General features: G+C 72.8%; 18 protein-coding genes. 15 read left to right on the top strand and 3 right to left on the bottom strand.

Annotated features, from left to right (window positions below):
• Positions 1 to 213: 213 nt before the first annotated feature.
• From D3105_RS19105 to D3105_RS19055, 11 genes are all read left to right on the top strand, one after another.
• Positions 214 to 2,712, top strand: coding sequence for an ATP/GTP-binding protein (locus D3105_RS19105; protein WP_118904345.1), 2,499 nt, complete (start codon positions 214 to 216; stop codon positions 2,710 to 2,712).
• Between the two features lie 165 nt (positions 2,713 to 2,877).
• Positions 2,878 to 4,458 carry a PucR family transcriptional regulator gene (locus D3105_RS19100; protein WP_118904346.1) on the top strand — a complete coding sequence of 527 codons (1,581 nt, stop codon included), beginning with the start codon at positions 2,878 to 2,880 and terminating at the stop codon, positions 4,456 to 4,458.
• 241 nt (positions 4,459 to 4,699) lie between these two features.
• On the top strand, positions 4,700 to 6,145 hold the full coding sequence (locus tag D3105_RS19095; protein WP_118904344.1) for an aldehyde dehydrogenase family protein: 1,446 nt from the start codon (positions 4,700 to 4,702) through the stop codon (positions 6,143 to 6,145).
• 242 nt (positions 6,146 to 6,387) lie between these two features.
• Positions 6,388 to 8,343, top strand: a complete 1,956-nt coding sequence (locus tag D3105_RS19090; protein ID WP_118904343.1) for an acyl-CoA dehydrogenase family protein — start codon at positions 6,388 to 6,390, stop codon at positions 8,341 to 8,343.
• Between the two features lie 85 nt (positions 8,344 to 8,428).
• Positions 8,429 to 9,670, top strand: coding sequence for a 3-phosphoshikimate 1-carboxyvinyltransferase (aroA, locus tag D3105_RS19085; protein WP_118904342.1), 1,242 nt, complete (start codon positions 8,429 to 8,431; stop codon positions 9,668 to 9,670).
• 71 nt (positions 9,671 to 9,741) lie between these two features.
• The gene (gene dxr / locus D3105_RS19080; protein ID WP_097886591.1) at positions 9,742 to 10,995 is read left to right on the top strand and encodes a 1-deoxy-D-xylulose-5-phosphate reductoisomerase; all 1,254 of its coding nucleotides are present in this window, start codon (positions 9,742 to 9,744) and stop codon (positions 10,993 to 10,995) included.
• Positions 10,992 to 12,302, top strand: a complete 1,311-nt coding sequence (locus D3105_RS19075) for a M50 family metallopeptidase (RefSeq protein ID WP_118904341.1) — start codon at positions 10,992 to 10,994, stop codon at positions 12,300 to 12,302. Before dxr ends, D3105_RS19075 begins: the two co-directional genes overlap by 4 nt.
• 192 nt (positions 12,303 to 12,494) lie before the next feature.
• A complete protein-coding gene (ispG, locus tag D3105_RS19070; RefSeq protein ID WP_032782320.1) occupies positions 12,495 to 13,652 on the top strand; it encodes a flavodoxin-dependent (E)-4-hydroxy-3-methylbut-2-enyl-diphosphate synthase in 1,158 nt (385 codons plus the stop codon).
• A gap of 152 nt (positions 13,653 to 13,804) precedes the next feature.
• Positions 13,805 to 14,650, top strand: a complete 846-nt coding sequence (locus D3105_RS19065; protein ID WP_206272804.1) for a GNAT family N-acetyltransferase — start codon at positions 13,805 to 13,807, stop codon at positions 14,648 to 14,650.
• 47 nt (positions 14,651 to 14,697) lie between these two features.
• Positions 14,698 to 15,258: a GNAT family N-acetyltransferase gene (locus D3105_RS19060; RefSeq protein WP_118904339.1), complete on the top strand. Its 561-nt coding sequence runs from the start codon at positions 14,698 to 14,700 to the stop codon at positions 15,256 to 15,258.
• A 74-nt stretch (positions 15,259 to 15,332) separates the two neighbouring features.
• Entirely contained in the window at positions 15,333 to 17,036 is a 1,704-nt protein-coding gene (locus D3105_RS19055; RefSeq protein WP_118904338.1) for a proline--tRNA ligase, read from the top strand.
• A gap of 63 nt (positions 17,037 to 17,099) precedes the next feature.
• On the opposite strand, the gene D3105_RS19050 is transcribed toward D3105_RS19055, so the two are convergent.
• The 3 genes from D3105_RS19050 to D3105_RS19040 are packed head-to-tail and all read right to left on the bottom strand — an operon-like array spanning position 17,100 to position 19,140.
• Positions 17,100 to 18,029, bottom strand: a complete 930-nt coding sequence (locus D3105_RS19050) for an aminoglycoside phosphotransferase family protein (protein WP_118904337.1) — start codon at positions 18,027 to 18,029, stop codon at positions 17,100 to 17,102.
• 32 nt (positions 18,030 to 18,061) lie between these two features.
• Entirely contained in the window at positions 18,062 to 18,586 is a 525-nt protein-coding gene (locus tag D3105_RS19045) for a ferritin-like domain-containing protein (protein ID WP_118904336.1), read from the bottom strand.
• Positions 18,583 to 19,140: a hypothetical protein gene (locus tag D3105_RS19040; protein ID WP_118904335.1), complete on the bottom strand. Its 558-nt coding sequence runs from the start codon at positions 19,138 to 19,140 to the stop codon at positions 18,583 to 18,585. Before D3105_RS19040 ends, D3105_RS19045 begins: the two co-directional genes overlap by 4 nt.
• Before the next feature lie 176 nt (positions 19,141 to 19,316).
• On the opposite strand from D3105_RS19040, the gene rimP reads away from it, so the two are divergent.
• The 4 genes from rimP to D3105_RS19020 form a co-directional block, all read left to right on the top strand.
• Positions 19,317 to 19,820 carry a ribosome maturation factor RimP gene (gene rimP, locus D3105_RS19035; protein ID WP_118904334.1) on the top strand — a complete coding sequence of 168 codons (504 nt, stop codon included), beginning with the start codon at positions 19,317 to 19,319 and terminating at the stop codon, positions 19,818 to 19,820.
• A 2-nt stretch (positions 19,821 to 19,822) separates the two neighbouring features.
• On the top strand, positions 19,823 to 20,863 hold the full coding sequence (gene nusA, locus D3105_RS19030) for a transcription termination factor NusA (RefSeq protein ID WP_006127966.1): 1,041 nt from the start codon (positions 19,823 to 19,825) through the stop codon (positions 20,861 to 20,863).
• A 113-nt stretch (positions 20,864 to 20,976) separates the two neighbouring features.
• On the top strand, positions 20,977 to 21,255 hold the full coding sequence (locus tag D3105_RS19025) for a YlxR family protein (protein WP_199787082.1): 279 nt from the start codon (positions 20,977 to 20,979) through the stop codon (positions 21,253 to 21,255).
• 148 nt (positions 21,256 to 21,403) lie between these two features.
• Positions 21,404 to 21,866 (top strand): translation initiation factor IF-2 N-terminal domain-containing protein (locus D3105_RS19020; protein WP_206272802.1); only part of this gene is annotated, 463 nt, incomplete at its 3' end.

Below are 21,866 nucleotides of genomic sequence, written 5' to 3'. Positions count from 1 at the left end.
GGCATGCTCCGATCGGGAGTGGTGGGGGGTGTGTCCTTGTCCTTGGCGGACAGGTGGGGGCAGGTGTGGGGGACCCGCTCGCCTTGTCGGCGCGGGCCGGGTTCACGGTGGGCCCGACGGTCACTATCCGGGCGCGTTGCTGAACTCACCGTGTGTGCGCACTAGATTGACCGGGGCAGCGGACGGACCGGCAGGTCAAGGGGGCAGTGGTTCATGGACGACGACGGCACGCGGGGTGTACGGGGACCGAGCGCGGACAGGGCCCCCGGACCGGCCGTTCCGCCACCGCCCGCGCATCCGCCGCGGGTACCGCACCCCGCCACCGGCACGCATCCGGCCGACCCGTATCCGGGCGACCGGAACCAGGCCGACCGCCACCCGGGCCCCCCGGCGGAGCAGTGGCGCGCGGGGTCCGCGTCCGCCCCACCCGTCGAGCAGCCCGCCCCCGGAGCCCCGGTCGACGCCTGGCTGCGCACACCCCGCCCGCAGCAGGAACCGGGCGTCTGGCGGTACGGATACACCCCGCCCCCGCCCGAGGAGTCCGAGCGGGTCTCCGACCGGTCGCTGCTCGTCGGCGCCCTCATCGCCCTGCTCTCCGCGCTGCTGCTGTGGTCGCTGTGGCGCAACGGCTACCTCCCCTACCGCCTCGTCCCGCTGAAGCTCTTCACCCCGGGGGAGTGGTGGAACCCGGGCACCTCCGGCGGCCCCCGCACCATCGAGGGCAGCGACGCCCTCACGGTGTACGAGGCGATTCTCTTCGGTCTCCTGGCCTACGGCTGCGGCCGGATCGGCAACTTCTCCGAGCTCTTCCGCCGCCATGTCGCGGAGCGCGGTCAGCCCTTCCTCGCGCTCGCGGCCGCCACCGCGGCGGGCCTGACCCAGCTGCTCGTCTGGAAGGAGACGCTCCCGGTCGTCCGCCCGGTCCTGGTGCTCGTCGCCTCCGTAGCGGGCGGCGAGATCTACCAGAGCCAGACCGTCGTCAACGTGATCTACGGGCTGATCGCCGCCGCCGTCCTCTGGCCCTTCGCCCGGCTCGGCCGCTGGCGTGAACTGATCGCCGCACGCCGGGGCACTTCCGCCGACACGCCCGCGGATACCGCGGCCCCCGCCACCACGACCTCCGCCGACCAGTGGCCCGAGCTGCGCGCCGCGGGCTGGCCCGACGCCGCGGACACGCTCACCGCCGAGGTCCGCACCGGCCGCATGAACGACCTGGACGTGGCCCGGCTGCGCCACGCCTGGCATCTCGCCACCCGGCGGCCCGACCGGCTCGGCGCCCTCGCGGAGTCCGTCCTGCGGACCGGCGGGGCCGCCGCCCTGCACCCCTCCGGCCACCGTGACCTCCCCCGGCGCACCGCCCGCCACGACGTGCTCACCGGCCAGGTCAGGATCGGCCGGTGCGCCGACGACCCGCACAACCCCTACGTCCGCCGGGGCACGGGCCTCGCCCTGGACCCCGCTCTGCTCGGCACCTCCCTGCTCGCCGTCGGACCGCCCGGCGCCGGGAAGTCCGCCCGGCTGGTCCGGCCGGTCGTCGAGGCGCTCGCCCTGCGCGCCCTGGCCGGACAGGCGGCGGTCCTCGCCGTCGGCGGGGCGGGTGAGCCGCTCGGCCCGGACGAGGCCTTCGACGTCGTCGTCCGCGTCGGCCACCCCGGCTCCGCCCACGACATCGACCTGTACGGCGGCACCACCGACCCCGACGAGGCGGCAGCCGTCCTCGCCGAAGGGCTCGTCGGCGATGTCGGCAGCCTCGACAGCCGCCGCGCCGCCACCGTCCTCGCCCAGCTGCTCGGCCCGTACCGCGCCGCCCACGGTCACTTCCCCTCCGTGCCCGAACTCCGCGAACTCCTCGACGGCACACCGGCCGCGTTCGCCGGGCTCCGCGCCTCGCTCGAAGCCGCCGGCCACCACGCGATGCTCCGCGAGCTGGACGCGCGGTCCCGGCAGGCGGGCGGCCCCGGCGACCCGGCGCCCGCCCTCGCCGACCGGGTGGCCCTGCTCGACCGGCCCACGTTCGCCGGGTTCTTCGCCACCGGCCAGGACGCCCGCCCCTTCGAACTGCGCGCGCTCGGCCAGCACCCGCTGCGGGTCCGCGTCGACCTGCCGGAGCGCGGCCACGCGGAGGCGTCCCGGCTGCTCACCCGGCTGCTCCTCGCCCAGTTCACCGCGATCACCGCCGCCCGCACCGACACCTCGCTCTTCGTCTGCCTCGTCCTGGACGACGCGACCCATGCCGTCACCGCCGAGACCGTCCGCGGCATCCGCCGGCTGCGCTCGGTCAACGCCGGGGCGGTGCTCGCCCTGCGTACCGTCGACGACGTCCCCGAAGCCCTGCACACCCCGCTGCTCGGCGCGGTCGGCTGCACGGCGGCCTTCTCCGGCATCACCACGTGGGACGGCAAACGCTTCGCCGAGGCCTGGGGCAAGGAATGGGTGGAGACCCGCGAGGTCGCCCAGCACACGGTCTTCGCCGACCAGCCGTTCACCCGCGCCCTGCACGCCCTGCGCAAGCTCGTCACCGGCAAGGCCGTGACCACGGACGCGGTGACCGTACGGCAGGTCGAGCGGGAGCGCTGGTCGGCCTCGGAGCTGGCGTACGCGGTCCCGGCCGGACATGCGGTGCTCTCCCTCACCACCGTCCAGGGGGAGCACGCACCCCCCTCCTCGTCCACCTCGACGGCTGAGACGACCCGAACGGCTACCCGGAAGTAACGCGACGGTCGACGGACAGCGGTTACCGGCACCCTGCCAGCCTGGCAGAATCGGAGGGAGCCGTTCATACGGGACGGCGAAATGCGGGGCCACCGTCACGGCCGGGGGACCGGTCGTCCGTACGGCGCCCGCGACCTCATCCCCGACCCCGAGGGTTCCCGGCCCATGCCCCCCACGCTCGCCTCGCTCGTCCAGCACTCGGCGCTCAAGCTCACCGTGCGGGCGGGCGCGGACCGGCTCGGCACCCCCGTGCGCTGGGCCCACGCCAGCGAGCTCGCCGACCCCGTCCCGTACATGGACGGCGGCGAACTCCTCCTCGTGACCGCCACCAACCTGGACGCCGAGAACGCCGACTCGATGCGGCGCTACGTACGGCGGCTGGCCGGGGCCGGAGTCGCCGGGGTCGGCTTCGCGGTCGGGGTGAACTACGAGGACATCCCGCAAGCGCTCGTCGACGCCGCCGAGGAAGCGGGCCTTCCGCTCCTCGAAGTGCCCCGCCGCACCCCGTTCCTCGCCATCAGCAAGGCCGTCTCCGCCGCCATCGCCGCCGACCAGTACCGCGCGGTCACCGCCGGCTTCGAGGCCCAGCGCGAGCTGACGAAGGCCGCGCTCGCCGGGGACGGGCCCGCCGACCTCCTCGCCCGGCTCGCCGCCCACATCGACGGCTGGGCCGCCCTGTACGACACCTCCGGCGCGGTGCTCGCGGCCGCCCCCGACTGGGCCGCCCGCCGCGCCGCCGCCCTCACCCCCGACGTCCAACGCCTCCGGGACAGACCCGCCCCCGCCAGCATCGTCGTGGCCGACAGCGAGGACCGGGTGGAGCTCCAGTCGCTGGGCACCGGCCGCCGGGCGCGCGGCGCACTCGCCGTCGGTACGGGAGCGGCGCTCGGGACCGCCGAGCGGTACGCCGTGCACTCCGCCGTCGCCCTGCTCACCCTGACCACCGCCCGCTCCCGCTCCCTCCAGGGCGCCGAGCAACGCCTCGGCGCCGCCGTCCTGCGGATGCTCCTCGCCGGTCAGCCCGACCACGCCCGGGCCGTCGCCGGCGACCTCTACGGCGGGCTGCTCGACGCCCCGTTCCGGCTGCTCATCGCCGAGGCCGCCGCACCCGCCGGGCCCGAACCGCTCATCGAGACGATGGAGGCCGCCGCCGCCCGCAGCGGCGAGGCGCTGCTCCTGGTCCCCGAGGGCGAAGGCGAACGCGTCGTCGTGCTCGCCGCCGACGGCGGAGCCGCCGTGGCCGCCTGCGCGGCGTACGCCGAGGCCCAGGACGACCGCGCCCCGCGCGACGGCGGCGCCGAGGACGGCACCATCGTGGTGGGACTCTCCGCCCCGGCCGGCCCGATCGCCGTCTCCGCCGCGTACAAGCAGGCCGAACAGGCCCTCTCCGTCGCCCGCCGCCGGGGCAGGGCCCTGGTCGAGCACGAGGAGCTGGCCGCCGGTTCGGTCCTCCCACTGCTCGCCGACGACGCGGTACGGGCCTTCGCCGACGGCATGCTCCGCGCCCTGCACGAGCACGACGCCAAGGGGCGCGGCGACCTCGTGGCCTCCCTGCGCGCCTGGCTCTCCCGCCACGGCCAGTGGGATGCCGCCGCCGCCGACCTGGGCGTGCACCGGCACACCCTGCGCTACCGGATGCGCCGCGTGGAGGAGATCCTGGGCCGCTCGCTGGACGACCCGGACGTCCGCATGGAGCTGTGGCTCGCCCTCAAGGCGACGGCGGCGACCACGCCCGCCGAGGACTGAACGCCACCCGTCAAGGGCCCGAGCGCCGTCCGACGAGCGGGCGCACCGCGCTCCACGCGCACCCCTTCCGCCAATTCGGCGCACCCGGCCCCCGCTCCGCTCCACGCCGGACAAACGCCCTGAGCGTCTCCCCGCCCTACCGTGGGACCACAGAGGGGAGCCTTCCGGGCGCCCACGACGTGACACACCCCCACCTCCTCACGACCTCCGAACTCACGACCTCCGAAGGGCCGGAACCTCCATGACTTCGCCCCACGCCTTCTGGGTGGCCGGCCGCCGGGCCACCGGTGCCGACAGCTTCGACGTCACCAACCCGTACGACGGACGCCTCGTCGGCACCGTCAGCGTGCCGACCGACGCCCAGGTCGAGGAGGCCGTCGCCGCCGCCCACGCCGTACGCGACGAGTTCGCCGCCACCCCTGCGCACGTACGGGCGGCAGCCCTCGACCACGTCGTACGGCGGCTCACGGAGCGCACCGAGGAGATCGCCCAGCTGATCTCGGCGGAGAACGGCAAGCCGATCAAGTGGGCCCGCGGCGAGGTCGGCCGGGCCGTGTCCGTGTTCCGGTTCGCCGCCGAGGAGGCCCGCCGCTTCAACGGCGGAGACGCCCAGCGGCTCGACACCGACCTCGGCGGCACCGGCCGCCTCGGGCTGACCCGGCGCTTCCCGCGCGGGGCCGTCCTCGGCATCGCGCCCTTCAACTTCCCGCTGAACCTCAGCGCCCACAAGGTCGCCCCGGCCATCGCCGTCGGCGCCCCGATCATCCTCAAGCCGGCCCCGGCCACCCCCATCTCCTCTCTCATCCTGGGCGAGCTGCTGGCCGAGACCGACCTCCCGGCCGGGTCCTGGTCCGTCCTGACGGTCCCGAACGACAAGATGCCCGCCCTGGTCCAGGACGAGCGGCTGCCGGTCATCTCCTTCACCGGCTCGGGCCCGGTCGGCTACGCGATCATGGAGTCGGTGCCCCGCAAGCACTGCACCCTGGAGCTCGGCGGCAACGGCGCGGCGGTCGTCCTCGGCGACTACACCTCCGACGAGGACCTGGACTGGGCGGCCGGCCGGATCGCCACCTTCTCCAACTACCAGGGCGGCCAGTCCTGCATCTCCGTGCAGCGCGTCATCGCCGACGCCTCCGTCTACGACCGCCTCGTCCCGAAGATCGTCGCCGCCGTCGAGGCCCTCGTCACCGGTGACCCGGCCGACGCCGCCACCGACGTCGGCCCCCTCGTCAGCGAGGACGCCGCCAAGCGCGTCGAGTCCTGGGTCGACGAGGCCGTCCAGGGCGGCGCGGAGCTGCTCACCGGCGGCAAGCGCGACGGCGCCACCTACGCCCCGACCGTCCTCGCCTCGCTCCCCGACGACGTCACGCTCTCCTGCGAAGAGGTCTTCGGCCCGGTCATGTCGCTCCAGAAGGTCGACGGCGAGGCCGAGGCGTTCGCCGCCGTCAACTCCTCCAAGTACGGCCTCCAGGCAGGCGTCTTCACCCACGACCTCCAGACCGCCTTCCGCGCCCACCGCGCCCTGGAGGTCGGCGGCGTGATCATCGGCGACGTCCCCTCGTACCGCGCCGACCAGATGCCGTACGGCGGCGCCAAGCAGTCCGGCGTCGGCCGCGAGGGCGTCCGCTACGCCATGGACGACTACACCTACGAGCGCGTCCTGGTCCTCACCGGCCTCGCCCTGTAACACCCCGGACGACCCCGCCCGCGCCCCCGCCTGGACAGCGGGTGCGGGCGGGGGCGCGCAACGGACGGCCCGAACCCACTGTGCGGGGGTTCGGGCCGTCCGCGTGTTCGTGCGCGGGGACTGGTGCGGGTGCCGAACCACGGGTACACGGGTTACATACGGACCAGTAAGCAGCGACTAGCAGTCCGTGCGTCCCGGGCGGCTCATCCCCCCTGGTCACGCGTGGCGAGGTGAGGTCCCTCATGTCCGCACCACACAACACCCCTCAGGTCCCCCAGGCCCCCAAGGTCACCGAACGCGAAGCGCGACGGGTCGCCGAGGCCGCCCGGGAGCAGGACTGGCGCAAGCCCAGCTTCGCCAAGGAGCTGTTCCTGGGCCGTTTCCGGCTCGACCTGATCCATCCGCACCCCCTGCCGCCGCCCGACGACATACGGCGCGGCGAGGAGTTCCTGGCGCGGCTGCGGGCGTTCTGCGAGACGCACATCGACAGCGCGCGCATCGAGCGCGAGGCGAAGATCCCCGACGAGGTGATCAGCGGGCTCAAGGAGCTCGGCGCCCTCGGGATGAAGATCGAGACCAAGTACGGCGGCCTCGGACTCACCCAGGTGTACTACAACAAGGCGCTCGCTCTCGTCGGCTCCGCCAGCCCCGCGATCGGCGCGCTGCTCTCCGCGCATCAGTCGATCGGCGTACCGCAGCCCCTGAAGATCTTCGGCACCCAGGAGCAGAAGGACGTCTACCTGCCCCGGCTGGCCACCACCGACATCTCCGCCTTCCTGCTGACCGAGCCGGACGTGGGTTCCGACCCGGCCCGCCTCGCCACCACCGCGGTGCCCGACGGGCCGGACTACCTCCTCGACGGCGTGAAGCTCTGGACCACCAACGGCGTCGTCGCCGATCTGCTCGTCGTCATGGCCCGGGTCCCCGCCTCCGAGGGGCACCCGGGCGGCATCACCGCCTTCGTCGTCGAGGCCGACGCCCCCGGCGTGACCGTGGAGCACCGCAACGCCTTCATGGGCCTGCGCGGCATCGAGAACGGCGTCACCCGTTTCCACCAGGTGCGGGTGCCCGGCGCCTGCCGGATCGGACCCGAGGGGGCCGGGCTGAAGATCGCCCTGACCACCCTCAACACCGGCCGCCTCTCGCTGCCCGCGATGTGCGTCGGCGTCGGCAAGTGGTCGCTGAAGATCGCCCGCGAATGGTCCGCCGTACGCGAGCAGTGGGGCCGGCCCGTCGCCAGGCACGAGGCGGTCGGATCCAAGATCTCGTTCATCGCGGCCACCACCTTCGCCCTGGAGGCCATCGTCGACCTCTCCTCGCAGATGGCCGACGAGGACCGCAACGACATCCGCATCGAGGCCGCCCTCGCCAAGCTGTACGGCTCCGAGACGGGCTGGCTGATCGCCGACGAACTGGTCCAGATCCGCGGCGGCCGCGGCTTCGAGACCGCCGCGTCGCTGGCCGCGCGCGGGGAGCGGGCCGTACCGGCCGAGCAGATGCTCCGGGACATGCGGATCAACCGGATCTTCGAGGGCTCAACCGAGATCATGCACCTGCTGATCGCCCGCGAGGCCGTCGACGCCCACCTCAAGGTCGCCGGCGACATCATCGATCCCGACAAGCCGCTCTCCGCCAAGGCGAAGGCGGGCGCCAACGCCGCCGGGTTCTACGCCCGCTGGCTGCCCAAACTCGTCGCCGGACCAGGTCAACTGCCGCGTACGTACGCCGAGTTCCATCCGGCTGGGCACCGCGACCTCTCCGGCCACCTCCGGTACGTCGAGCGGTGCTCGCGCAAGCTCGCCCGGTCCACCTTCTACGCCATGTCCCGCTGGCAGGGCCGGATGGAGACCAAACAGGGCTTCCTCGGCCGGATCGTCGACATCGGCGCCGAACTCTTCGCCATGAGCGCCGCCTGCGTCCGCGCCGAGCATCTGCGCGGGGCGGGGGAGCACGGCCGCGAGGCCTACCAGCTCGCGGACGCCTTCTGCGAGCAGGCCCGCATCCGGGTCGAGGAACTGTTCACCCGCCTGTGGTCCAACACCGACGACCTCGACCGGCGCGTGGTCGACGGCGTCCTGTCGGGGACGTACACCTGGCTGGAAGAGGGCGTCATCGACCCGAGCGGCGAGGGCCCCTGGATCGCGGACGCCACCCCGGGCCCCTCCGTCCAGGAGAACCAGCACCGGCCGGTCCGCTAGGGACAGTCGTACGGGGTGCGTCCACCGCGTCCACGCACCGGACGCACCCCGTACGACCCGCCCGCCGCAGGGCAGGATGAGGGCCGTGACCGTCATCGACATCCCCGGCTCCAAGTCCGTCACCGCCCGCGCCCTCTTCCTGGCCGCCGCCGCCGACGGCACCACCACCCTGCTGCGGCCGCTGCGCTCGGACGACACCGAGGGGTTCGCCGAAGGCCTGAAGAGCCTCGGTTACGCGGTCGAGCAGGAGGCCGACCGCTGGCGCGTCCAGGGGCGCCCGGCCGGGCCCGCCACCGGCGACGCCGACGTGTACTGCCGCGACGGCGCGACCACCGCCCGTTTCCTGCCCACCCTCGTCGCGGCCGCCGCCTCCGGCACGTACCGCTTCGACGCCTCCGCCCAGATGCGCCGCCGCCCGCTCGCCCCGCTCACCCGGGCCCTCACCGCCCTCGGCGTCGACCTGCGCCACGGGGGAGCGGAGGGGCACCACCCGCTGACCGTGCGCGCCGCCGGGATCGAGGGCGGCGAACTCACTCTGGACGCCGGGGAGTCGTCCCAGTACCTCACCGCGCTGCTGATGCTCGGGCCGCTCACCGCGAAGGGCCTGCGCATCGAGGTCACCGAGCTGGTCTCCGCGCCGTACGTCGGGATCACCCTCGCGATGATGCGCGATTTCGGTGTGGAGGTGGAGCGGGAGGGGAACACCTTCACCGTCCCTCCCGGCGGCTACCGGGCCACCGCCTACGCCGTCGAGCCCGACGCCTCCACCGCGAGCTACTTCTTCGCCGCCGCAGCCCTCACCGGCCGCGAGGTCACCGTCCCCGGCCTCGGCACCGGCGCGCTCCAGGGCGACCTGCGCTTCGTCGACGTCCTGCGGGAGATGGGCGCCGAGGTCGGCGTCGGCGCCGACGCCACCACCGTCCGCTCCTCCGGCCGGCTGCGCGGCATCACCGTCAACATGCGCGACATCTCCGACACCATGCCGACCCTCGCCGCGATCGCGCCGTACGCGGACGGGCCCGTCATCATCGAGGACGTCGCCAACACCCGGGTCAAGGAGTGCGACCGGCTGGAGGCGTGCGCCGAGAACCTGCGCGCCATGGGCATCACCGTCCACACCGGCCCGGACCGGATCGAGATCCACCCCGGCACGCCGAAGCCCACCGAGATCGCCACCCACGGCGACCACCGCATCGTGATGTCCTTCGCCGTCGCCGGACTGCGCACACCCGGTCTGACGTACGACGACCCCGGCTGCGTACGCAAGACGTTCCCGCGCTTCCACGAGGTGTTCGCGGACTTCGCCCACGACCTCGAAGGGCGCTGAAAGAGGTCGCGGGACCGGCTCACCCGGGACGCGCTGTCCCCGCACACAGCCGGAGCGGCAACAATGGGGGCATGAGCGACAGCCCCGCCCCCCTCGCCGATCCGCATCTCCTCTTCGACGCCGCGGACGGCCGCCGGGATCTCGTGATCCTCGGCTCCACCGGGTCCATCGGCACCCAGGCCATCGACCTGGTCCTGCGCAACCCCGACCGCTTCCGGGTCACGGCGCTCTCGGCCGCCGGCGGCCGGGTCGCCCTGCTGGCCGAGCAGGCCCGCCGGCTGCGCGTGGACACGGTCGCCGTCGCCGCCGAGGACGCGGTCCCCGCCCTGCGCGAGGCGCTGCGGGACCAGTACGGGGCCGGCGAGCCGCTCCCCGAGATCCTCGCCGGACCCGACGCGGCCACCACCCTCGCCGCGAGCGCCTGCCACACCGTGCTCAACGGCATCACCGGCTCCATCGGGCTCGCCCCGACCCTCGCCGCGCTGAAGGCGGGCCGCACGCTCGCCCTCGCCAACAAGGAGTCGCTGATCGTCGGCGGCCCGCTGGTGAAGGCGCTCGCCGCCCCCGGCCAGATCATCCCGGTCGACTCCGAGCACGCCGCGCTCTTCCAGGCGCTGGCCGCGGGCACCCGCGCCGACGTCCGCAAACTCGTCGTCACCGCCTCCGGCGGACCCTTCCGGGGCCGTACACGCGAGGAGCTGGCCGACGTCACGCGCGAGCAGGCGCTCGCCCACCCGACCTGGGCCATGGGACCGGTCATCACGATCAACTCCGCGACCCTGGTCAACAAGGGTCTTGAGGTCATCGAGGCGCATCTCCTCTACGACATCCCGTTCGACCGGATCGAGGTCGTGGTCCACCCGCAGTCCTACGTGCACTCGATGGTGGAATTCAGCGACGGCTCCACGCTCGCCCAGGCCACCCCGCCGGACATGGGCGGCCCCATCGCGATCGGTCTCGGCTGGCCCCAGCGGGTCCCGGACGCGGCCCCCGCCTTCGACTGGTCGAAGGCCTCCACCTGGGAGTTCTTCCCGCTGGACACCGAGGCCTTCCCGTCCGTCGGTCTCGCCCGGCACGTCGGCGGCCTCGGCGGCACCGCACCCGCCGTGTTCAACGCGGCCAACGAGGAGTGCGTCGACGCTTTCCTCGCCGGGCAGCTGCCCTTCAACGGAATCATGGATACGGTCACGGCTGTGGTGTCCGAACACGGCACCCCCGCCCCGGGAACCTCGCTCAGCGTCGCGGACGTCCTCGAAGCGGAAACGTGGGCCCGCGCACGGGCCCGGGAACTCTCGGCGAAAGCGACAGCGGAGGCGCACGCATGAGTCTGACCTCGATCCTGCTGACGGTCCTGGGGATCGCCGTCTTCGTCGTGGGCCTGCTCTTCTCCATCGCCTGGCACGAGCTGGGCCACCTCTCCACGGCCAAGATGTTCGGCATCCGGGTCCCGCAGTACATGGTCGGCTTCGGACCGACGCTCTGGTCCAAGCAGAAGGGCGACACGGAGTACGGCATCAAGGCCATCCCGGCCGGCGGCTACATCCGCATGATCGGGATGTTCCCGCCGGGACCCGACGGCCGCCTCGAAGCCCGCTCCACCTCCCCGTGGCGCGGCATGATCGAGGACGCCCGCTCCGCCGCCTTCGAGGAACTCCGGCCGGGCGACGAGAAGCGCCTCTTCTACACGCGCAAGCCGTGGAAGCGCGTCATCGTCATGTTCGCCGGCCCCTTCATGAACCTGGTCCTCGCGGTCGCCATCTTCATGGGCGTCGCGATGACCTTCGGCTTCCAGACCCAGACCACCGAGGTCGGCGGCGTCCAGAAGTGCGTGATCGCGCAGAGCGAGAACCGCGACAAGTGCGCGCCGAAGGATCCCGTCTCGCCCGCCAAGGCCGCCGGACTCCAGGAGGGCGACAAGATCGTCGCCTTCGCCGGCACGAAGGTCGACGACTGGGCGACGCTCTCGGACCGTATCCGCGAGACGATCGGCCCCGCCACCATCGTCGTCGAACGCGACGGCAAGGAGGTCACGCTCAACGCCGTCCTGCTCAAGAACGAGGTCGCCAAGAAGGACAGCAACGGCGAGGTCATCCCCGAGAAGTTCGTCGAGGCGGGCTACCTGGGCTTCGCCGCCCAGACCGAGATCGTGCCGCTCGGTTTCGGCGACTCCGTCGTCCGCATGGGCGACATGATCGAGAACGGCGTCGACTCCATCATCGCCCTGCCCTCCAAGATCCCGGCCCTGTGGGACGCGGCCTTCAGCGACGGCGAACGGGCCGACGACTCGCCGGTCGGCGTGGTCGGCGCGGCCCGCATCGGCGGTGAGGTGATGAACCTCGACATCCCGGCGCAGAACCAGGTCGCGATGATGCTGTTCCTGCTCGCCGGCTTCAACCTCTCGCTGTTCCTGTTCAACATGCTCCCGCTGCTCCCGCTGGACGGCGGGCACATCGCGGGCGCTCTGTGGGAGTCGCTGCGGCGCAACGTGGCCAAGGTCTTCCGGCGCCCCGACCCGGGCCCGTTCGACGTGGCCCGGCTGATGCCGGTCGCCTATGTGGTCGCCGGACTCTTCATCTGCTTCACCCTGCTGGTCCTGGTGGCCGACATCGTGAACCCGGTGAAAATCAGCTGACCGTCTCCTCGCACCCCTTCCGTCCCCGCTGTCCCACAGGTGTCGGCCGGGCACACACGTCGTGTCCGGCCGGTCACCGAGGGGTGGACATGTCGACACGGGTGCGTCCGCCCGGGCTCCGGTGCCGTAACCTCGAAGCCTGGAGCCCGCCGATCTCGGGACCTTGATCCACACCTTGGGGATGCACAGCGCATGACTGCGATTTCTCTCGGAATGCCGGCCGTTCCGACCAAGCTCGCCGACCGAAGGGTCAGCCGACAGATCCAGGTCGGCACGGTCGCGGTCGGCGGTGACGCGCCCGTTTCCGTGCAGTCGATGACGACGACCCGTACGTCGGACATCGGCGCCACGCTCCAGCAGATCGCCGAGCTGACGGCGTCCGGCTGCCAGATCGTCCGGGTCGCGTGCCCGACGCAGGACGACGCCGACGCGCTCGCCACCATCGCGAAGAAGTCGCAGATCCCGGTGATCGCCGACATCCACTTCCAGCCGAAGTACGTCTTCGCCGCGATCGACGCCGGCTGCGCGGCCGTCCGGGTCAACCCGGGCAACATCAAGCAGTTCGACGACAAGGTCAAGGAGATCGCCAAGGCGGCCTCCGAGACCCGCACCCCGATCCGGATCGGCGTCAACGCCGGCTCCCTGGACGCGCGGCTCCTGAAGAAGTACGGCAAGGCCACCCCCGAGGCCCTCGTCGAGTCCGCCCTGTGGGAGGCGTCCCTCTTCGAGGAGCACGGCTTCGGCGACATCAAGATCTCGGTCAAGCACAACGACCCGGTCGTCATGGTCAACGCCTACCGCCAGCTCGCCGCCCAGAGCGATTACCCGCTCCACCTCGGCGTCACCGAGGCCGGGCCGGCGTTCCAGGGCACCATCAAGTCGGCCGTCGCGTTCGGCGCCCTGCTCTCCGAGGGCATCGGCGACACCATCCGCGTCTCCCTCTCGGCCCCGCCGGCCGAGGAGGTCAAGGTCGGCCTGCAGATCCTGGAGGCGCTGAACCTCAAGCAGCGCCGCCTGGAGATCGTCTCCTGCCCGTCCTGCGGCCGCGCCCAGGTCGACGTCTACAAGCTCGCCGACCAGGTCAGCGCCGGCCTGGAGGGCATGGAGGTCCCGCTGCGCGTCGCGGTCATGGGCTGCGTCGTCAACGGCCCCGGCGAGGCCCGCGAGGCCGACCTCGGTGTCGCCTCCGGCAACGGCAAGGGCCAGATCTTCGTGAAGGGCGAGGTCATCAAGACCGTCCCCGAGTCGAAGATCGTCGAGACCCTCATCGAAGAGGCCCTGAAGATCGCCGAGCAGATGGAGAAGGACGGCATCGCGTCCGGCGAACCTCAGGTCTCCATCGGCGTCTGACCTGCACCTTTCCGCACCATCGCCGCCCCGCCGGGCTCCGTGCCCGGCGGGGCGACGGTGTCTCCGGGGACCGTCTCCCGGACTCCAGCGGTGTTCGAGAGGTTTGTCGGTTACAGTGCGGAAATCAGCAGACCGTATGGTGAGGCCCCCTCGTGTTGACGCAGACCACCACCCGGGTCCTCGAACCCAGCGACCTCGGCGCCGCACTCGCCATCCTCGAGAGCGAGCCCGTGGCCAACGCCTTTGTGACGTCCCGCGTGCAGGTCGCGGGGCTCGACCCCTGGCGCCTCGGCGGCGAGATGTGGGGCTGGTACGCCGACGGCAGGCTCCGCTCCCTGTGCTACTCCGGCGCCAACCTCGTCCCCATCTGCGCCGGACCCGAAGCCGTCCGCGCCTTCGCCGACCGGGCCCGCAGGGCCGGCCGCCGCTGCTCCTCCATCGTCGGCCCCGCCGAACCCACCACCCAGCTCTGGCGGCTCCTCGAACCCAGCTGGGGGCCCGCCCGCGAGGTACGCGGCAACCAGCCCCTCATGGTCACCGAACGCCCGGCCGCCGACGTCACGCCCGACCCGCTCGTCCGTCGCATCCGCAAGGACGAGGTGGAGGTCCTGATGCCGGCCTGCGTCGCGATGTTCACCGAGGAGGTCGGCATCTCCCCGCTCGCCGGCGACGGCGGCCTCCTCTACCAGGCCCGTGTCGCCGAACTCATCAGCACCGGCCGCTCCTTCGCCCGCATCGACGACGGCAAGGTCGTCTTCAAGGCGGAGATCGGCGCGGCCACCCCCCAGGCCTGCCAGATCCAGGGCGTCTGGGTCGCCCCCGAACACCGCGGCAAGGGCCTCTCCGAAACGGGCATGGCCGCCGTCCTGCGCTACGCCCTGGCCGACGTCGCCCCCGTCGTCAGCCTGTACGTGAACGACTACAACACCCCCGCCCGCAAGGCCTACCAGCGCGTCGGCTTCCGCGAGGTCGGCGCGTTCATGAGCGTCCTGTTCTGAACCGCCGCGCTTACCCGGGCGCCCGCCCCGGCCAGTAGGGTTCCGGCATGGCAGCCCCCGCAGAAGGCCCCGCAGCACCCGACGCCGAGATCGGCCCCCTCGACCTCGCCGGCCGCGTCGACGAAGCCCTGCACGTCCAGGCGGCCGCCTTCGGACTCAGCCAGGACGAGATCGACGTACGCCGCCACATCGTCCTCAGGCACCTGGAACACCCCCGTGCCCGGGCACTCGGCGCCACTGCCCCCGACGGCCGGCTCGTCGGCTTCGTCTACGGGCTGCCCAACGACCGCACCCAGTGGTGGTCGACCGTCGTCGAGCCCTATCTCCGGGCCACCGGGTCCGACGGCTGGCTCGACGACTCCTTCGTCATCACCGAACTCCACGTCCACCCCGACCACCAGCAGCGCGGCATCGGCCGCACCCTGATCACCACCATCACCGACGCCGTCGAGCACCCCCGGTCGATCCTCTCGGCGATCGACAAGGACAGCCCGGCCCGCGCCCTGTACCGCTCGCTCGGCTACCGCGACCTGGCCCGCCAGGTCGTCTTCCCGAGCGCCCCGCAGCCGTACGCGGTCATGGGAGCGCCCCTGCCGCTGCTGCGCTAGACCTTATGGATTTCCGCCCGCCCGCGCCGCCCGGTTAACCTCGGGCTCACCACTTTCGCGAGCAGGAGTTCACCATGGCCCAGGTCCAGCGCATGTCCCGATTGATGATCAAGACACTGCGCGACGACCCGGCGGACGCCGAGACGCTCAGCCACAAGCTGCTGGTCCGCGCCGGGTACGTCCGCCGCAACGCGGCCGGCATCTGGTCCTGGCTGCCGCTCGGCAAGAAGGTCCTGGACAACATCTCAGGCGTGGTCCGCGAGGAGATGGACGCCATCGGCGCCCAGGAGGTCCTGCTGCCCGCCCTGCTGCCCAAGGAGCCCTACGAGGCGTCCGGGCGCTGGGAGGAGTACGGCGACCTGCTCTTCCGCCTCAAGGACCGCAAGGGCGGCGACTACCTCCTCGGCCCCACCCACGAGGAGATCTTCACCCAGACCGTCAAGGACCAGTGCACGTCCTACAAGGACCTGCCGGTGATGCTCTACCAGATCCAGACGAAGTACCGTGACGAGGCCCGCCCCCGCTCCGGCGTGCTCCGCGGACGCGAGTTCCAGATGAAGGACTCGTACAGCTTCGACACCACCGACGAGGGCCTCGCGCACTCCTACGCCCTGCACCGGGCCGCGTACATCAAGATCTTCGAGCGCCTGGGCCTGGACCACCGCATCGTCTCCGCCGTCTCCGGCGCGATGGGCGGCTCGGCCTCCGAGGAGTTCCTCGCCCCCGCCGCCGCCGGTGAGGACACCTTCGCCGACTGCCCGAACTGCGACTACGCCGCCAACACCGAGGCCGTGACCTTCGCGCTCGCCCCGGTCGACGGCTCGGCGCACGGCGCGGTCGAGGAGCTGGACACCCCCGACACCCCGACCATCGAGACCCTCGCCGAGCACCTGGGCGTCCCCGCCTCCGCCACCCTGAAGAACCTGCTGGTCAAGGTGGACGGCGAGATCGTCGCCGTCGGCGTCCCCGGCCACCGCGAGGTCGACCTCGGCAAGCTGGGCGAGCACCTGGCCCCCGCCGTCGTCGAACTGGTCACCGCCGAGGACTTCGTCGGCCGCGACGACCTCGTACGCGGCTACGTCGGCCCCCAGGGCCTGGAGAAGGTCCGCTACCTCGCCGACCCCCGCGTCGCCCCCGGCACCTCCTGGATCACCGGCGCCAACAAGGAGGGCAAGCACGCGAAGAACGTCGTCGCGGGCCGTGACTTCGAGGTCGACCAGTACCTGGACGTCGTCGTCGTCGAGGAGGGCGACCCCTGCCCCAAGTGCGGCACCGGCCTGGTCCTGGACCGCGCCATCGAGATCGGCCACATCTTCCAGCTCGGCCGCAAGTACGCCGACACCTTCCAGCTCGACGTGCTGGGCCAGCAGGGCAAGCCCGTCCGCGTCACGATGGGCTCGTACGGCATCGGCGTCTCCCGCGCCGTGGCCGCCCTCACCGAGCAGACCGCCGACGACAAGGGCCTGTGCTGGCCCCGCGAGATCGCCCCGGCCGACGTCCACGTCGTCGCCGCGGGCAAGGCCCTCCAGACGGAGCTGGCCCTGGAGGTCTCGGAGAAGCTCAACGCGGCGGGCCTGCGCGTCCTGGTCGACGACCGCCCCGGTGTCTCGCCCGGCGTGAAGTTCACCGACTCCGAGCTGATCGGCGTGCCCAAGATCCTGGTCGCCGGGCGCCGCTCCGCCGACGGCGTCCTGGAGCTGAAGGACCGCCGCACCGGCGAGCGCGAGGAGCTGACCGTCGACGAGGCGATCGCCCGCCTGACGGCCGACCTGGCCTGACCAGCCGATGGGAAAGGCCCCCGCGCAAGCGTTGCGCGGGGGCCTTCGTCGTACGGGGCAGGACTACAGCCAGCCCGCGAACTCCAGGTTCACCTCGCCCATCTGACGCCGCCCCTCGGCCAGCGCGCGGGTGCCCGACTCGACCGCGCGGAACAGCGTCCAGCCGTGCAGCCGCGTCTGGTCCACCTCCAGCGACTCCGCCAGCTTCTTGACCCGCCGCCGCGCCGTCGCCGGGCCGCCGGGGGAGGCGACCAGATCCTCCGCCCGGTCCCGCACCAGCCGCGCCAGGTCGTAGGCGCGCTCGCCCACCAGCGGCTCGGGGCCCACCGTCAGCCACGGCGCGCGTTCCCCGGACAGCACCTTGCTCTGCCGGAAGTTGCCGTGCAGCAGCAGGAGTTCGGGCTCCCCCTCGATCAGCTCCGCCCGGGCCACGAGCGCCGCGTCCACCAGGGGGGCCAGCTCCGGGTCGGCCTCGACAGCCGCCCGCATCCCGGCGCTCTGCCGTTCGGTCCGCCCGGCCACCGTCTCGAAGGTGTGCCCGGCGGGCGGCGCCACCCACAGCCGGCGCAGCGTGCCCGCCGCCTCCAGCAGGGCCTTCGCCTCCGGCAGCGAGCGCAGCGACACCTCGGGGTGCAGCCGCTCCAGCAGCAGAGCCCCGGACGCGTCGAGCGCCGCTCCGGCCGGCTCCGGGGTGTCCAGCGGCTTCACCGCGCCCCAGCCGTTCCAGTGCTCCAGCGCCGCCCGCTCCAGCTCAGGCCCTGCGACCGGCGGGGCGAGCTTCAGCGCGGCCGGGGTCCCGTCGGCCCGCCGCACCAGGACCACCAGGGAGCTGCGCCCGCCGGGGGCGGCCACCCGCTCCACGGTCAGGCCGTCCTCGGCGGCGAGCGCCCGCTCGGTCAGCGCGGGGAGCCCGGCCAGCCAGTCGGCCGCCGCGGCGTCCCCGTACATCTCACCGAGCGCGCGCACCAGGCGCTGCGGCGGTTCGAAACCCATACGTCGTGTGTTCCCTTTCCGGATCCTTCGGTTCAGCGCGTCCCGTCCGCGCCCGCGGCCTCCACCGGGCCCGTCGCGGCCGGATCCGCACCGGCGGCCCGCTCGGTGAGCCCCGGAAAGGCTACGTTGCCGCCCCGCCACCGGGCCGACCGCACCGCGGCCTCCCGCAGCGCGCCCGCGGCGTCCCCCCGCCGCGCGCCCTCGGTGGCCCGTACGAGATCGGCGTAGGCGCCCGCGATCCGGTCCTCCAGGACCGCGGCGAGCCGCACAGCGGCGGGGCCGTCCGGCACGGCGAACGGCAGGGCGTACGCGGCGTTCGAGGCGACCGGGCGCCCGCCCAGGTCCCGGGCGGTGCGCGCCAGCGCGTCCCGGCGGGCCCGGTGGGCGTCGTGCGCCGCGCGGGCCTCGGCGCCCTGCTTCCCGTCGAGACGGCCGCCGAGCACGCCGTACCCGTACACCGCGGCGTGCTCGGCGGCCAGGGCGGCCTGGACGGCGGTCAGCTCGGGGGAGCCGGCGTCGGAGTCGTCATCGGACCGCCGGATCGAACGGGTGCTCATACGGCTGTCTCCTCGGCCAGTTCGGTCAGCAGATACGCGTGCGCCGCGGCGGCCGCCGCCACCGAGGCCAGCAGCCGGGCCAGCTCCGGCCCGGCCGTCAGCAGGGCCTCGCCGTACCCGTCGGCCCGGCGGCGCTCGGCGGCGGCCAGCTCCCGCACAGCGGCCTTCGGGTCGGCCGACACCGGACCGGCAGGTGCCGGAGGGGCATCGTCGCCCTTCGGCGCGCCCTTCCTCGGCGCGTCCTCGGCGCGCGGCGGCGCCAGTGCCTTCCCGTGTTCGGCCACGGCCGCCCGCAGCGGTTCGAGGCCCGCCGCCGTGGCCGGATGTGCCTCGGTCACCAGGTCGTACCGGGCGAGCAGGAGGGCGCCGTCGCGCACCGCCTTCTCGCGCAGCGCCTTCTCGGTCTTCGCGGTGGGGGCCCGCGCGCCGGAGTGCGCGGGCTGCTTCCCCCCGGCGCCTTCGTCGTCGCCCCCGCAGCCGGTCAGCACCGCACCCAGGGCCAGGGCTCCCGTCGCGGTGAGCGCCCCCCTGCGCGTCGTCCCCGTGCGCCGCACGTTTCTCCTTCGGGCCTGGACCGGTCCTGACAGGATCTGTCCTGTTGTGATCACCGCAGGCGAGCGTACCCGCGGCCGGGCGGCAGGCGGACGGCAACACCCCTGGCGACCGGATACCCTTTGACCTGACGCACGACGATCCCCACAACAGCACACGCGGCCGAGGAGTCACCCGGATGAGCACCACCCAGAGCGAGAGGCTGCGCGGGCTGCTGGAACCGCTCGTCAGCGCCCAGCAGCTGGACCTCGAGGAGATCGAGGTGTCCCGGGCCGGCCGGCGGGGAGTGCTGCGGGTCATCGTGGACTCCGACGAGGGCGTCGAGCTGGACGCCTGTGCGGAGCTGAGCCGCGCGATCTCCCAGAAGCTGGACGAGACCGACGCGATGGGCGAGGGCGAGTACGTCCTCGAAGTCAGCTCCCCCGGCGCGGACCGCCCGCTGACCGAGCACCGCCACTACGTACGCGCCACCGGTCGGCTGGCCAGATTCCAGCTGACCGGCGACGGCTCCGGCGAGCTGGTCGCCCGCATCCTCGCCGTCGACGAGGACGGGCTCGACCTCGAAGTGCCCGGCGTCAAGGGGCGCAAGCCCACCGCCCGCCGCCTCGCCTTCGACGAGATCGCCAAGGCGCGCGTGGAGATCGAATTCAACCGCAAGGACAAGAAGGAAGAGGAGGCGTAGCCGTGGACATCGATGTGAAGCTTCTGAAGGGCTTGGCGCAGGACAAGGAGATCCCGTTCGACGTGCTCGTCGGGGCGATCGAGTCGGCCCTCCTCATCGCGTACCACCGCACCGACGGCAGCTACCGCCGGGCGCGCGTGAAGCTCGACGAGAACGGCCACGTCACCGTGTGGGCCAAGGAGGACCCGGCCGACCTCGAAGAGGGCCAGGAGCCCAAGGAGTTCGACGACACCCCCTCCGGCTTCGGCCGCATCGCCGCGACCACCGCCAAGCAGGTCATCCTGCAGCGGCTGCGCGACGCCGAGGACGACAAGACCTTCGGCGAGTACGCCGGACACGAGGGCGATGTCGTCACGGGCGTCGTCCAGCAGGGCAAGGACCCCAAGAACGTCCTGGTCGACATCGGCAAGCTGGAAGCCATCCTTCCGGTGCAGGAGCAGGTCCCGGGCGAGGAGTACACCCACGGCCTGCGCCTGCGTACGTATGTCGTCCGGGTCGCCAAGGGCGTCCGCGGCCCGTCGGTGACGCTGTCGCGCACCCACCCCAACCTCGTGAAGAAGCTCTTCGCGCTGGAGGTCCCGGAGATCGCGGACGGCTCGGTGGTCATCGAGGCCATCGCCCGCGAGGCCGGTCACCGCACCAAGATCGCCGTACGCTCCACCCGTGCCGGACTGAACCCCAAGGGCGCCTGCATCGGCCCGATGGGCAGCCGGGTGCGCAACGTCATGGCCGAGCTGCACGGCGAGAAGATCGACATCGTGGACTGGTCCGACGACCCGGCCGAGATGGTCGCCAACGCGCTCTCGCCCGCCCGGGTGAGCAAGGTCGAGGTCGTCGACCTCGGTGCCCGCTCCGCCCGTGTCACCGTGCCGGACTACCAGCTGTCGCTGGCGATCGGCAAGGAGGGGCAGAACGCCCGCCTCGCCGCCCGCCTCACCGGCTGGCGGATCGACATCCGGCCGGACACCGAGACGGACGAGGAGCGGGAGAACGCCGACCGCGAGCGGGCCGAGCGGGCCCGGGAGCGCTCGGAAAGGCGTTGACCCGGAGCCGCTCCAGGGAATAGATCTTGGACGCACGCCGCTGAGATCACGACAACATCCGTTCGATTTTTGCCCCAAAGGGGTGAGGTCGGTGCGGGGAGGTAGACTTAAACGTGTCTGGCCGGACGCAAGCCCGCGCTTGCCCCGAGCGAACCTGTGTGGGATGCCGGGAGCGAGTGGCCAAGAGCGAGCTGCTGCGCATCGTGGTGGACGAGGGCGCCTGCGCCCCTGATCCACGCGGTACGCTGCCCGGCCGGGGTGCATATGTGCATCCCACCTCTGTCTGTCTCGACCTGGCGGTTCGCCGCCGGGCGTTCCCCCGGGCCTTCAAGGCCAAGGGGCCGTTCGACACCGCGGCACTCACGCGGTTCGTCGAACGGGTGACACCGTAAGAAAGTGAACGGCACGGGACCCCGTGCGGTCAGGTACCTCGCGAGTTGGAAGTAGGTCGAGATTGCGATGAGCACTCGATGAGTACGCGATGAGTACGCCCATGAAGTAGCGACGGTCCGGCGGTAACCCGGACCTAAAAGGAGCGAAGTGGCTAAGGTCCGGGTATACGAACTCGCCAAGGAGTTCGGCGTCGAGAGCAAGGTCGTCATGGCCAAGCTCCAAGAACTCGGTGAATTCGTCCGTTCGGCGTCCTCGACGATCGAGGCGCCGGTTGTACGTAAGTTGACCGACGCACTGCAGGGGCCCGGCGGCAACGCCGGCAAGCCCGCTGCCAAGCCTGGCGCGCCCCGTAAGGCGACGCCCGCGAAGCCCGCAGCGCCCTCCCCGGCCGCTGCGGCACGTCCCGCTGCCCCGAAGCCCGGCGCCCCGGCCCCCAAGCCGGCCGCCGCCGAGGCCCCGAGCAGCACCCCGGCAGCGCCCTCCGCGCCGTCGGCGGGCCCCCGTCCGGGCCCGAAGCCCGCGCCGAAGGCGGCCCCGGCGACCCCGGTCCCGGCCGCCGAGTTCTCGGCTCCGGCACCGGAGCGCCCGGCCGCCCCGCAGGCCCCGCGTC

This window comes from Streptomyces globisporus (assembly GCF_003501885.1).
Lineage (GTDB): Bacteria > Actinomycetota > Actinomycetes > Streptomycetales > Streptomycetaceae > Streptomyces > Streptomyces globisporus_D.
Note: the sequence above shows the minus strand (reverse complement) of the source record. Positions and strands in the feature narration are given on the sequence as shown.